At 63.5% G+C, this 13,877-nt stretch carries 8 protein-coding genes; 5 read left to right on the forward strand and 3 right to left on the reverse strand.

Features of this window, described 5'->3' with window-relative positions; translation table 11 throughout:
• On the reverse strand, positions 1 to 6,465 hold the full coding sequence (locus QN085_RS19210; protein ID WP_285687885.1) for a non-ribosomal peptide synthetase: 6,465 nt from the start codon (positions 6,463 to 6,465) through the stop codon (positions 1 to 3).
• A 675-nt stretch (positions 6,466 to 7,140) separates the two neighbouring features.
• Between QN085_RS19210 and QN085_RS19215 the strand changes: the two genes are divergently transcribed.
• The 3 genes from QN085_RS19215 to QN085_RS19225 are packed head-to-tail and all read left to right on the forward strand — an operon-like array spanning position 7,141 to position 9,538.
• Positions 7,141 to 8,547, forward strand: coding sequence for a PAAR domain-containing protein (locus QN085_RS19215; protein ID WP_082041814.1), 1,407 nt, complete (start codon positions 7,141 to 7,143; stop codon positions 8,545 to 8,547).
• Positions 8,540 to 8,926 carry a hypothetical protein gene (locus QN085_RS19220; protein WP_039615210.1) on the forward strand — a complete coding sequence of 129 codons (387 nt, stop codon included), beginning with the start codon at positions 8,540 to 8,542 and terminating at the stop codon, positions 8,924 to 8,926. Before QN085_RS19215 ends, QN085_RS19220 begins: the two co-directional genes overlap by 8 nt.
• A 12-nt stretch (positions 8,927 to 8,938) precedes the next feature.
• Positions 8,939 to 9,538: a hypothetical protein gene (locus QN085_RS19225; RefSeq protein ID WP_031324590.1), complete on the forward strand. Its 600-nt coding sequence runs from the start codon at positions 8,939 to 8,941 to the stop codon at positions 9,536 to 9,538.
• Between the two features lie 178 nt (positions 9,539 to 9,716).
• On the opposite strand, the gene QN085_RS19230 is transcribed toward QN085_RS19225, so the two are convergent.
• Positions 9,717 to 9,977 carry a DUF3077 domain-containing protein gene (locus tag QN085_RS19230; protein ID WP_015271332.1) on the reverse strand — a complete coding sequence of 87 codons (261 nt, stop codon included), beginning with the start codon at positions 9,975 to 9,977 and terminating at the stop codon, positions 9,717 to 9,719.
• Between the two features lie 465 nt (positions 9,978 to 10,442).
• Positions 10,443 to 11,426, reverse strand: coding sequence for a TauD/TfdA family dioxygenase (locus QN085_RS19235; RefSeq protein ID WP_013973742.1), 984 nt, complete (start codon positions 11,424 to 11,426; stop codon positions 10,443 to 10,445).
• A 181-nt stretch (positions 11,427 to 11,607) separates the two neighbouring features.
• Between QN085_RS19235 and azu the strand changes: the two genes are divergently transcribed.
• Together azu and QN085_RS19245 are read left to right on the forward strand one after the other, a co-directional pair.
• A complete protein-coding gene (gene azu, locus QN085_RS19240; protein ID WP_024087574.1) occupies positions 11,608 to 12,057 on the forward strand; it encodes an azurin in 450 nt (149 codons plus the stop codon).
• A gap of 33 nt (positions 12,058 to 12,090) precedes the next feature.
• Positions 12,091 to 13,743 (forward strand): cyclic peptide export ABC transporter, encoded by a 1,653-nt coding sequence (locus QN085_RS19245; protein WP_013973744.1) that lies wholly within the window; start codon positions 12,091 to 12,093, stop codon positions 13,741 to 13,743.
• Positions 13,744 to 13,877 lie beyond the last annotated feature (134 nt).

The following is a 13,877-nucleotide window of genomic DNA, read 5'->3' on the forward strand; positions in this document are numbered from 1 at the left end:
TCAGGCCTCTGTGAATGCATTCATCATGTGTTCGATATCGCTCAGGCCATCGTCGGAGAGCGACAGGCCCTGCTCGTCCAGTGCCTGGGCGAACGCGCGTAGTTCGGGGTGGCTGAAGATCAGCCGCAGGGGTATGTCCAGCCCCAGCTCGACGTTGATCCGCGACACTGCCTGGGCCGCCAGCAAGGAGTGGCCGCCCAGCTCGAAGAAGTTGTCGCTCAGGCCGACCCGGGCAACGTTCAGCAACTGCGCCCAGATGTTCGCGAGCTGCTGCTGCCGCTCGGTCTGCGGCGCCTGGTAGTCATGCTGTGGCTGGTTCGGGTCGGGCAGCGGCAGCGCCTTGCGGTCGAGTTTGCCGCTGGGGGTCAGCGGCATGCTCGGCAGGGTCACCAGGTAGGCCGGGATCATGTAGTCCGGCAGGCTGGCCTTGAGGTACTGCTTCAGTGCCTGGCGCAGATCGCCGCGGTAGCCTTCGGCCGGCACCGCATAGGCGCACAGCTGCTTGCCACCGGGCAGGTCGATGGCCAGCACGGTGGCTTCGCGAACGTCCGGGTGCGCCCGCAGGTACTGCTCGATCTCGCCCAGCTCGATACGGAAGCCGCGCACCTTCACCTGGTGGTCGACCCGGCCGCGATAGGCCAACTGGCCGTTTTCGTCGTAGCAGCCGAGGTCGCCGGTGCGATACAGGCGGCCACCGCCAACCGGGTCGAACGGGTCGGGGATGAAACGCTCGGCGGTGAGTGACGGCCGCTGGTGATAACCGCGCGCCAGGCACCCTGCCCCGCCGATGAACAGCTCGCCGGGCACGCCCACCGGTGTCGGCGCCAGTCCATCGTCCAGAGCATGCAGGGTACGCCCCGGCAAGGCACGGCCGATCGGTACGCCGCCCAGGCTGATCTGCTCCACGGTCATCTGCGAACAATCGTAGGTGGTGGCGACCACGGTGGCTTCGGTCGGGCCGTAGGTGTTCAGCAGGCGCACTGCTGGCGGGCCATCGGCCAGCCAGGCACGCAGGGCATCTTCCGGCACCGCTTCTCCCCCCACGTGAATCTGCTTCAGCCGGCCATAGGCCTCGGGGGCGCGGCGCTCCAGCGCCAGCAGGCGCCAGTAGGCCGCTGGCAGGTCGGCCACGGTCACGCCGTGGCGGTTGATCTCGTCCAGCAGGGTGGCGGTGTCCCACAGCCGCAAGTCGCGCAGCACCACACAGGCGCCCTGGGCCAGCGGCGGGAAGAACTGCTCGATGAAGCCATCGAAGCTGATGGTGGCGAACTGCAGCACGCGATCGTCCGGGGTAAGCCGCGAATAGTCGCCGGCCACCAGGCAGAACTGCGACAGGGCATGGTGGTCGATGGCCACGCCCTTGGGCATGCCGGTGGAGCCGGAGGTGTAGATGACGTAGGCGAGGTTGTGCGGTGCCGCCAGGTTGGCCAGCGGTTCGGCGGGCCAGGCTTGCAACCACTCGGTGCCCGGCTCCAGTACCACGCAGGGCAGTTGCTTGCCCAATTGCAGGCGCTCACGCGAGGGCGCATCGGCCAGCAGCAGGCCGATATTGCTGTCCTCGACCATGTAGGCCAGGCGTTCTTGCGGGTAGTCCGGGTCCAGCGGCACATAGGCGCCACCCGCCTTGTGAATGGCGATCAGCGCCAGGGCCATGCCCAGGCCGCGCTCGACAGCCACGCCAACCAGGCAGTCCGGCCCCACGCCCAGCGCCCGAAGGCGGTGAGCCAGCTGGTTGCTGCTGCGGTCCAGTTCGGCGTAGGTCATCTGCTGGTCGTCGAAGATCAGCGCCAGCGCATCCGGCCGCTCGTGGGCCTGTCGCGCCAGCAGCTGGTGCGCACACAAGCCGCTGCCAGCCTGGGGCGCCGGGTTCCAGCCGTGGGTCAGCTGCTGGCGTTCGCTACTGCTAAGGAAGTCCAGCTCGGCAATGCAGCATTGTGGTTCGGCGCAGATGGCTTCCAGCAGTGCTTGCCAATGCCCGGCCATGCGCTCGATACGTGCGGCATCGAACAGGTCGGTGCAATAGTTGAACGAGGCCGTCACGCCATCGGAGCGCTCCAGGGTGTTGAGCGATATGTCGTACTGCGCGCCCGGCTCCAGCAGGTCCACTTCCTTGACCTGCAGGCCGTGCACGGCATCGCTGGACACCTGCTCGCCGAGGTCGCGCAGGTGGTTGAACAGCACCTGGAAGAACGGGTTCACACCCTGGTCACGCTCCGGATACAGCGCCTCGGCTACTTCGAGGAACGGCACATCCTTGTTGGCCTGGGCCTGCAGGGTGGTCTCCTTGATCGCCGCCAGCAGGTGCGAGAACGGCTGGCTGCCATCGACACGGATACGAGCCACGACCACGTTGATGAAGAAGCCGATCAGCCCTTCAAGCTCCAGGCGGTTGCGGTTGGTGACCGGCACACCGATGTTGAGCGTGCCCTTGCGGCTGTAGCGCGACAGCACGATGGCATAGGCCGCCAGGAACACATGGAACAATGTGGCGTTGGATGCCACCGCCAGTGCCCGCAGGCGCTCGGTGAGGGCCTGTGGCAGGCGCACGTCGAAGCGGCTGCCCTGGTAGCTTTTTACCTGCGGGCGAATGCGGTCGGCAGGCATTTCCAGCACTTCGAAGTCGTCTTCCAGGCGGGCCTTCCAGTAGTCGATCTGCGCCTGCATCTGCCCCTCGGCCAGCCACTTGCGCTGCCAGGCGGCGAAGTCGGCGTACTGCACCGGCAGCGGCTCGACGGCTTGCGCCTGGCCCGTGGCGGCGGCGTTGTAGGCGGCGGCGAACTCGCGCACCAGCAGGCTCATCGACCAGCCATCGGAGACGATATGGTGCAAGGTCAATGACAGCAGGTGCTCCTGCGCATGCACCTTGAACAGCCGTGCGCGCAGCAGCGGGCCGTGCTCCAGGTCGAACGGGACGAAGGCTTCGGCTTCCAGCTTGCGCATCTGCGCGGCGTGGTCCTGGCCGCTGAGGTCTTCGAAACCGATCGATACCGTGGCAGCCGGCAGGATGCGCTGCCAAGGCAGGCCGTCGGCCTCGACGAAAACAGTGCGCAACGATTCGTGGCGGGTTACCAAGGCATCCAGCGCAGCCTGCACGGCGCAGTGGTCGAGGTGACCCTGCATGCGCACGGCCATCGGCGTGTTGTAGGCCAGGCTTTCGGGGTTGAGCTTCCAGAACAGCCACTGGCGGTTCTGCGAGGGGGACACTGGCAGCGGTTGCTGGCGATCGAGGATTTCGATGTCCAGGCCTGCGCCCTGCTCGCCTTCGGCCACGGCCTGGGCGAAGGCCTGCAGGTCGACGGTGTCGAACAGGCTGCGCAGCGGAATATCCACGCCCAATTGCTTGCGTATCCGCGATACCGCCTGGGTGGCCAGCAGTGAATGGCCGCCAAGGGCAAAGAAGTTGTCGCCCAGGCCTACCTGCGGTACTTGCAGGACTTGCGCCCAGATCTGTGCCAATTGCGTTTGCAGCGGGGTCTGCGGCGCCTGATAGGCCACCTGGGTGGCGGCAGGTTCCGGCAGCGCCTTGACGTCGACCTTGCCGTTGACCGTGACCGGCAGGTGCTCCAGCACCATCAGGTGTGTCGGCACCATGTGTTCGGGCAGCAGGCGCTTGAGGCTGGCGCGGATCGATTCCTGCCAGGCCAGGCTATCGGCCGGCATCTGGCTGGGCACCAGCCAGGCAGCCAGTTGCAGTTGCGGCCCCTGGCCATGCACGCGCACCAGGGCATTGGCGACACCGCCCAGGGCACGCAGCTGGTTTTCGATTTCGGCCAGTTCCACGCGATAGCCACGGACCTTCACCTGGCCATCCATGCGCCCGGCGAACTGCAGGTCGCTGCCTTGGCGAACCCAGTCACCGCTGCGGTACAGGCGCTGGCCGTGGCCGCTCGGGTCGGGAACGAAGCGCTCGGCGGTGAGTGCCGGGCGGTTCAGGTAGCCACGGGCCAGGCCGGCGCCACCGATGTACAGCTCGCCCTTGGCTTTGGCCGGCAGGGGTTGCAGGCAGCGGTCGAGCACCGCGACGCGGGTGTTGGCCAGTGGCTGGCCGAGGCTGGCCTGCCCGTTCAGTTCGGCGACCAGCACACCGACGGTGGTCTCGGTCGGGCCGTAGTGGTTGAACACCTTGAGCGCCGGGGCCAGGTTGCGGACCTTGCCCAGCAGGCTCGGGCTGATGGCCTCGCCGCCGAGCACCAGGCACTGTGCCGGCAGCGCCGAGCGGCCAGCCACCAACATGGCTTCCAGGTGCGACGGTACGATCTTCAGCGCGTCTACCTGGTGTTCGGTCAGGTAGGCGGCGAAGCCTTCGGCATCCAGCACCTGCTCGCGTAGCAGCAAATGCAGGGTGTGGCCGCCGCACAAGGCGCCGAACAGCATGGTGTGGCCAAGGTCGGCAGCCGGGGTCGAGACCTGGGCCATGCTGCGGATACGCTCGACCGGCAAACGTGCGGCGATGCCTTTGACGTAGTTGGCCAGGGCGCCATGGCTGATCGCCACGCCCTTGGGCTGGCCGGTGGTGCCGGAGGTGTAGATCACGTAGGCCAGGTTGGCCGGCGCCGGGGCGATACGGGCGGCGCTGCCGTTGCCGGTTTGCGCCCAGTCCAGGCGCTGCACGCCCTCGGGTAGTTCGGCCTGCCAGGTACCGGGCGCCAGTACCAGGCGCGTACCGCTGTCGGCAAGCATGTAGGCCAAGCGTTCGGCCGGCTGCTCGGGCTCCAGTGGCAGGTAGGCGCCACCGGCCTTGAACACGCCGAGGATACCGGCGAGCATGCCGACACTGCGGTCGGCCAGCACGCCGACCAGTGTGTCCGGCCCTGCTCCGGCTTCCACCAGCCGGCCTGCAATGGCTTCGGCGCGGGCATCGAGTTCGGCGAAGCTGGCCTGCTCGCCCGCAGCCATCACCGCCGTGCGTTCGGGGTGGCGGCTGACGGCGGCGGCAAAGCGCTGGTGGACCAGCAGCGTTGCGTCAGCCTGCGCAGGCGCGCCGATGGCAGGGGCCAGGCCTGGCAATGGCAGCTCGCCGACTGCGCCACCCGCTTCGTCGGCCAATGCCTGCACCAGGGCCAGCCACTGCTCGCCGAGGGCTTCGACGGTGGCCGTATCGAACACGTCGGTCGCATAGGTGAACGCTGCGTGCAGTTGCCCCGCTCGCTCATGGGTGTCCAGCGCCAGGTCGAAGCGGGCGCTGTGCTTTGCCAGGTTGACCGGCGCCAGGTGCAAACCGGAGCGGGTCTCGATGGCCTGCACATCCGCCACCTGCGCCTGGTGGTTGAACAGCACACGGAACAGCGGGCTCTCGCTGCTGCGCGGCAGGTCCAGGGCTTCTACCAGTTGCTCGAACGGCAGGTCCTGGTGGCTTTGCGCGCCTAGGGCGGTTTCGCGCACGCGCTGGAGCAGGCCGGTGATGTCCAGCAGTGGGTCGATTTCGGTGTGCAATACCTGGGTATTGATGAAGCAGCCGATCAGCCCTTGGCTTTCGGCGCGGTTGCGGTTGGCGATGGGCACGCCGACACGGATCGCCGACTGGCCGCTGTAGCGCTGCAGCAGCAGCTTGAAGGCGGCCAGCAGGACCATGAACAGGGTGACGTTATGCTTGCGTGCCAGGCCGCGCAGCCGTTCGGCGACATCTGCTGCGATGGGGAACTCGTGACGCGCGCCGCGATAGCTGGGGCGGCCCTGGCGGCTTCGGTCCAGTGGCAATTCCAGCGGCGAATGGTCGTCGCCCAGGCGGGCCTGCCAGTAGGCCAGCTGGCGCTCCTGCTCACCGGCCTGGAGCCAACTTCGCTGCCACAGGGCGTAGTCGCGGTACTGGATCGGCAGCGGTTCCAGGCGGGCTTCGCTGCCGGCCACGGCGGCGTCGTACAGGTGCAGGAATTCGTCGATCAGCACGTTCATCGACCAGCCGTCGGCGACGATGTGGTGCACGGTGAGCAGCAGGATGTGCTCCTGTGCCGCCAGTTGCAGCAGGCGCACCCGCAGCAGCGGGCCGCTGGCCAGGTCGAAGGGGGCCAGGGCTTCGGCTTCGGCGATGGTTTCGATGGCGGCCTGACGGGCGCCCTCGTCCAGGCCGGCCAAGGCATCCTGGTGCAGCTGCAACGGGGCGGCGCTGGCCTCGACCTGCTGGCGCACGTCATCGCCGTCGGCGACGAAGCGGGTGCGCAGGGTTTCGTGGCGGGCCACAAGGGCATCGAAGGCGTGCTGCAGGGCGGCCAGGTCCAGCGGGCCAGTCAAGCGCACGGCCATGGGCAGGTTGTATGCCGCACCTTGCGGGTCGAGCTGCCAGAGGAACCACATGCGCCGCTGGGCGTACGACAGCTGGTCACGCTCGGCCACCTCCACCCCGGGCGCAATCGGCAGCACGGAAAAATCCATGCCCTCGCCCTGCAGCGCCTTGAGGAACAGGCGGCGCTTGTCGGGGCTGAGTTCGATGAAGCGGCGGGCGAGCTTGAGCGTTTGGTCGGCATTCATGTCGAGCGGTGTCCTGGCAGTCGAGCGGTAACTGTCAGACGAAGGTGTGGGGGGGTGATTTAGTGGCGCCAACCTTAGGCCCAGCACCATCCCTGTGGGAGCGGGCGTGCCCGCGAATCAGGCGACGCGGTGGCTGGCACCGGCTGCGCCGGTGTTCGCGGGTAAACCCGCTCCCACACCGACCGCGCAGGTTTCAAGGTCTCTGAGCAAGGCCATAACCGCTACAGGAATGGCGCCAGCCAGGACCGGACGCTACCCCCGTGGGAGATTGCCCAGCCCTTTTGGGCTGCGCTGTCGCGCAGAGAACAAATATCGCTCGCCTGACGCGTCCGTTGTAGGAGCAGCCTTGTGCTGCGAAGAGGCCGGTACAAGCAACAGACTGGCTTTGTCAGTACCGCGAAGCTGCCAACGCGGTGTATAGCACCGGCTCCACCGGTGTTCGCGGCGGTTCGACGCCTCGACACGCCCGCTCCCACAGAGCCCTGCTAAATCAATGATTTATGTGTTGTTCTATGAGAGCGGGCATGCCCGCGAAGAGGCCAGCATTGCCATCAATAAAATGACGTAGTCCAAATCTCTATTCCTTGTAGGACCCTTCCTAAACCCCCACCACCCCGAAAATACCCGCCAACCGCCTGCTAGGTTCCTGGCTTCCACCTGAAAAAGAGGCGAGCCATGAGCATGCGCATGAACATCTTCGGCCGATACCAAGGCCTGGACGGCGACGAAACCACCACAGGCGCCATCTGCATTGCCAGCCAAGCCAGGGGCCGTGTGCATGGCCGCGACTGGCTACTTCAAGGCGACCCGACCACACCCTGCCCGCTATGTGGACAAGCGGGCACCATCGTCGAGGGCGAAGTCCGCTGGCGACAGGATGGTATTCCCACGGCTCTGGACGGAGCACTGGTGCAATGTGGGTGCCCACAGGGCAGCAATCGCCTGGTTGCAAGTGGGTACGCACCTCCGGCTTCGCGCGGGGCACCCGCATCTGAGCCTGTTCGTGAGGCACCAGCACAGGCCCAGACGGGTAACCCGATAAGAAGTACCTATCAGCCTGAGGTGGTTCAGCCCTCGCCCACTCCTCAAGGCATGGAGCCCGGCTTCTACATCGTTCCGCGCTGCATGTCATACCAGGAAGTCCTGGCAGAGCTGGGCGCGCCGCAGGCCAACCTGCCTCGGTCAATTCTGGAGCGGCTGAACCCGACCTATCAGCAGGGGTTCAAGGCGGGCGAGATCTTTGTCATTGGCGATGGTTTGAGGCGCCCGGTGTGCACTCGGGAAGAACTGTCTGCGATGAGTGCAGCAAAACAAGCTCGTGAAGCACTGGCGGAACTGACGCCCGAAGAGGCGGAATTCATGATGCGCCATCAAGCCGAGATTGCTGCGTTGCTCAGCGATGTGAGCCTGGCGATGGGGGTGAGCGAGGCGATGGTTGCCAAGTCGCTGGATGAACTCAGCACCATTTTGAAAAAAATCGAAGAGCTCCATAAAGTCCAATTCGTCAAGCACGGACATCTTCGGCACCCTGAGTTCTTTGCAGAACGTCAAAAGCTGTTCACGCAATTGAGTGCAAACTTGAATGCGACCCTTCTAAAAAAACACCTCAATCTCGGAAACTATGAAAGTCTGCGCCGGGACTTGGGAATCTCTTCGAGAAGCTTGGTGCACCACTGGAGCAAAGCGGGAGGACCGACACATATCCCTGGCTACTCGACACACTTAGACAAGCTGGCCAAGCTGGCTAAATACTTAAAAGCCGGAGGGCGTATTGGCATTGCTATTGGCGGTGGCGGATCTGCCCTGAAAATTTCAGAGGTGTGCAAAGAGGGCAACACAAATGCCTGTAAAAAAGTCAGCGTTTCTGAGGCAGGTAATTTCTCCGGTGGTTTAGCTGGTGGCTGGTTGGCAGGAAAAATTGCGAGCAGAATCTCTGCGAAGGTTTGCTGGAGAGTCGGACCCTACGCCGTAGCATGCGGAATAGTGATCACTGGTGGAGGCGCCTTGGCCGGCAGCATCGGTGGTATGGAAGCGGGTGAGGAGTTCGGAGAACTAGTCTTCGAGGTCTTTGGAGATGATTGATTACCTTGACGTAAAACTAAGACTATTTCTGTTAGGCACTCCTATCTGCCTCGCCTTAATCGGGCTTGTATCTGACCTTCACATTGCGTGCTCTCGCCAATATAAAGAAATGACCTCAGCACTCCAACGGAGCGCGTGCCTTCCATTTGCGACCGGCATGTGGGGAGAGAAAAAAATAGGTTCCAGAGTTCTAGTTATTTCTGTAATCGCTGGCGCCATTGGGTCCCCCGCCTCAAGCATTCGCAGCGGGCTATTGGATGAGCAAGACCATTTACAATTCCCTGAAAAGTTAAGAAGAAAAATTCTTATTGCATCATCACTAAACACCATTGGCATCGCTTGGATAGCCATCTATTACCTGATGAAACTGCTAGACTGAGAGACCAAACAGATGAACTCAAATCTTTCATATAATACCAAACCTCAAGCAAACCAGCGCATTCAAAAACACCGACTTCACGTAGTCTCTACATCGAAGCTGATCACCATGACCTGCTTAACCTGGGGCCTTTATATACCCTATTGGAGCTATTGCCACTGGAGACTTATCCGCGGACAAAGCGGGCTTACTCTAATCCCGTTGCTCTGCGGCGTGTTTGGCTCTTTCTTGATTTACCCCCTAATGAAAAGAGCAATCACCTATAGCAAAGAATTGGATCTGACCGTCGAAGGTACAGCGCTTGGAGTGACATTGAGATATTGGGTACCTTACCTGCTCTTCGTCAGCTGGCAATTCTGGGCACCCGACCAGCCGGAGGAAAGCCAATCGCTCTATAACATGTTCATGCTGCCGCTCGCGCTTCTGGTCACGTCTGTGACTTTAACCTTGGTAGCGCTGGTGCAAATTCAGCAAGCAGCCAACGCTTATGAAGGTGACCCAACAGGTCTGCGGAACGCTCAAATTACTTGGGCAAACGGGCTATGGATAATTATCAGCTGGTCGCCCTCCGCCGCTCTACTTGCACTAATTTCTCATTATGCCAACCACTAAATGACGTAAAGATCGGTTTGCCACTGATTGTATGGTACCGCCTGCGCCGGTGTTCGCGGGCACGCCCGCTCCCACAGGAGTTGTGCACAGCCTGAGGCATTCTGCATAACCTGAGGCATACACAATCCCTGTAGGAGCGGCTTTAGCCGCGAAAGGGCCAGCCCAGCCAATACAAGGATCAGCGCAGCAAACCCAACTCGGCATCATCCAGCAGCGCCTTGGCCATGGCTGCGAAGTAATGCGATGCCCAGAGCATCTGCTGATCGCCATCCATCAAACCGGTCAGTGACAAGTCGCGTGCATAGCCCATCAGTTCCGAGGCTTGCTCCCGGGCGCTGCGGCAGGGGATGCCCTCAGCGATACGGAACAGCGGATGGGTTTGGCCTTCGCCTTGGTAGAAGTAGGTAACGCCGGGGGTGGTTTTGGTTTCGTCTGTCATGGGTTTTCCTGAATGCTCGTTGACCGCCTCTTCCGTTTCCACACGAAGGGTGGCGGCTGTACACGGGGTGGAAACCCGAGTGCATTCAGAGAAACTCGGTAGGCACGAGGCCTCCCGGGTACAGCCGCCATGAACGACATAACCTGAAATGCTTGCTGCAGGTTTCCACACCCGATCGCTGAACCGTCAGCGACGGGCAAAGCCTAGAGTGGGAGATTTGCAGGAACAATCAGACGCGTGTCGACAGAGGTTGTAGGGTATTTCGCAGGAGGTGGAGTTGCCAGTCCCGAGGCGTAGGAAGAGTCTGGAATTCTTGTAGGTTGCAGGGGCATGGGTTGGGAAGGCATCTGGGCTGACAGGTGTTCGCCATGACAGCTTCAGCGCCTGTGAGATCGAGCGCCGCCCGCACGGCGCATCGCGACGCAAGGCCGCTCCCACAGGGGCCTTGCAGCACCTTGAGAACTGTCAGCGCAACAACTCGGAATGCCCCTGCGCCATCGCCACCACCACCTTGCGCTTGCCGGTAAACGGCGACCGCGCATGCGCCGCGAGCATGTTATCCAGCATCAGCACATCATTCTCCAGCCAAGGAAAGCTGATGGTGCATTCATCCAGCACCCCGCGCACTTCATCGAGCAGCGAATCCTCGATGGTCGTACCGTCGCCGTAGTACACGTTACGCGGCAGGTCCTCTTCCTCGACGATGTCCATCAACGACTCGCGCACTTCTGGCTGCAGGTTCGACACATGGAACAGGTGCGCCTGGTTGAACCACACGTCCTCCCCGGTCACCGGGTGGCGCGCCACCACCTGGCAGCGCTGGCGGGTGCGCAATTCGCCGTCATCCTTCCAGATGCACTCGATGGCATGCGCCCGGCAATAGGCCTCGACCTGGCGCGGGTCCTCAGTGTTGAACACCTGCGACCATTCCACATCAAGGCCGTTGCCGTAGTTGCGCACGTACATCAGCCCCTTCTCCACCAGCCGCTCACGAATGCGCGCCGGCATGCGCCGGTACACCTCGCGGCTGTCGGCAATCGGCGTCTCGCCACCGGTCTCGGCGGGGATCACGCTGTAGAACCAGATCTTCATCGGCCATTCCAGGGTGTAGGCCTGCTCGTTGTGCAGGGGGATGCTCTGGTGCGCCGGGTACTCGGTGGAGGTGTACACGCCCTTGGTCACGTTGCTGCGCGGGGTGGAGCCAAACTCGTAGTTGAGCAGCGGGTGACCGAAAGAAGCGGCGAACTGGCGGAAAGCTTCGGCACCACCCACCTCGAAGCCGCGAAACAGGATGCCGCCAGCCTGCAGCAGGTGCCGGTCCACCAGCGGCTGCAACTCGGCAAAGGCTTCCAGCAGGTCGATGCCCGGCTCCGGCGCGCGCACCAGCAGTGGCAGGTTGCCGCGTGCAGCGTCCAGGGGTTCGATCGCAAAGCTCAGCAGTTCACTCATGTCCGGTCACCTCAGGCCAGGGCCGCATAGGCGGCGAAATCGGGATGTGCGCCATGTCGGCGCCTGACTTAATGAACGAGCGGGCGCCAGGGAAATTCACCTGGGCCGCACGCACAGGTAAAGCCGGCGCGCGCCGGTTCGTCTGAACGATGTGCACCCTTCTATCGCCCAGGAACCGTACATGACTCGCCAGCTTCTGCTCCTCGCCCTGCTCGCCGTGGCCCCTGCCGCCTGGTCGGCGCAGCAATGCGCCGTGGAAATCCATGGCACCGACCAGATGACCTTCGACAAGGCCGCCATCATCGTGCCCAAGGCCTGCGCCGTGTTCACCGTCACGCTCACCCACCCTGGCGACATGCCGAAGAACGTGATGGGCCACAACTGGGTGCTGAGTACCCAGGCCGACATGCAAGGCGTGCTCGACGACGGCCAGAAAGCCGGCGAGGCCCTGGACTACCTGAAGCCCGGCGACACCCGGGTGCTCGCCCACACCCGCCTGATCGGCGGCGGTGAAACAGACAGCGTCAGCCTCGACACCCGATCGCTGAAGGCAGGTACCGCGTACAGCTTCTACTGCTCGTTCCCGTTCCACAGCACCTTGATGAAAGGCTCCCTGACCCTCGGCAGCTGACCCGCCCCCACCTCACCAGCGAGATCATGCTTCATGAAAACCTCCTCCCCCGGGGCCATCCGCGAATTGCTGGGCCTACTGAAACCCTACCGCCCGGCGGTAATCGTCTCGGTGCTGCTGGGCATGCTCGGCGGCCTGGCCGTGACCGCCCTGCTGGCCACCGTCAACCAGGGCCTGCATGCCGCTGGCGGCATGAGCCAGGGCGTGATCCTGGCCTTCGCCGGCCTGTGCGTGCTGGCCCTGGTCAGCAGCGTGGCGGCCGACAGCGGCACCAACTACGTTGGGCAGAAAGTCATCGCCAGGCTGCGCAAGGACCTCGGCGCCAAGGTGCTGTCGGCGCCGATCGAGCAGATCGAGCGCTACCGCACCCATCGCCTGATCCCGGTGCTGACCCGGGACGTCGACACCATCAGCGACTTTGCCTTCGCCTTCGCCCCGCTGGCCATCTCGCTCACCACCGTGACTGGCTGCATGGCCTACCTGGCCTGGCTGTCGTGGCCGATATTCCTCATCACCCTGGCAGCCATCGGCATCGGCAGTGGCATTCAGTACGTGGCCAGGCAAAAAGGGGTGGCCGGCTTCAACGCCGCCCGCGATGCCGAAGACAACCTGCAGAAGCACTACTCGGCCATCGCCGAGGGCGCCAAGGAGCTGCGCATCGACCGCCGCCGCCGCCATGCCATGCTGACCCGCAACATCCAGGGCACCGCCGACTTCATCGCCAACACCCATATCCGCGCCATCAACATCTTCGTCGCGGCCAAGAGCCTGGGGTCGATGCTGTTCTTCGTGGTCATCGGCCTGACCCTGGCCCTGCAATCGCTATGGCCGAGCAACGACCCGGCGGTGATGAGCGGCTTCGTGCTGGTGCTGCTGTACATGAAAGGCCCGCTGGAAACCTTGATCGGCAACCTGCCTATCCTCGGCCGCGCCCAGGTGGCGTTCCGGCGCATTGCCGACCTGTCCGAGCGCTTCTCCTCGCCCGAGCCGCACCTGCTGCTGGAGCCGCCGGTCAAGCGCGCCGCCCCGGCCAGCGCGCATCTGGAACTGCACAACGTCGAGTACGCCTACCCGCCGGTGGACGGCAACGAGCCGTTCCGCGTCGGGCCGGTGAACCTGAGCATCGAACCGGGCGAGATCCTGTTCATCGTCGGTGAGAACGGCTGCGGCAAGACTTCGCTGATCAAGCTGCTGCTGGGCCTGTACACCCCGCAACGCGGCGAAGTGCGCCTGAACGGCAAGGCCGTCGGCCCGGAGGGGCTGGATGACTATCGCCAGCTGTTCACCACGGTGTTCGCCGACTACTACCTGTTCGACGACCTGCCCGAGCATGAACACAGCCTGCCCAGCGATGCCACGCGCTACCTGGAGCGGCTGGAGATCGCCCACAAGGTGAGCGTGCGCGATGGTGCCTTTACCACCACCGACCTGTCGACCGGCCAGCGCAAGCGCCTGGCACTGGTCAATGCCTGGCTGGACGGGCGGCCGGTGCTGGTGTTCGACGAATGGGCGGCGGACCAGGACCCGACCTTCCGCCGGGTGTTCTACACCGAGCTGCTGCCGGACCTGAAGCGTTTGGGCAAGACCATCATCGTGATTTCGCATGATGACCGGTATTTCGATACGGCGGACAAGGTGGTGCACCTTAGCCGGGGGAAAGTGGTGGAGGCGTTGGAGCCGGCTTGAGGCAGCAAAGAGGGCTGCGCGCCCCTCATCAACCACAATCTATAATCGCTCTATAGTCTGTCTATAATTCCCTATAAACACCGAACCAGAGTGGTTTCCTGAGAGGACGCCGGGGGGCGCTTTGCGCCCCTATC

Origin of the sequence: Pseudomonas sp. M2(2023), from assembly GCF_030263955.1 — a bacterium.
Lineage (GTDB): Bacteria > Pseudomonadota > Gammaproteobacteria > Pseudomonadales > Pseudomonadaceae > Aquipseudomonas > Aquipseudomonas asiatica.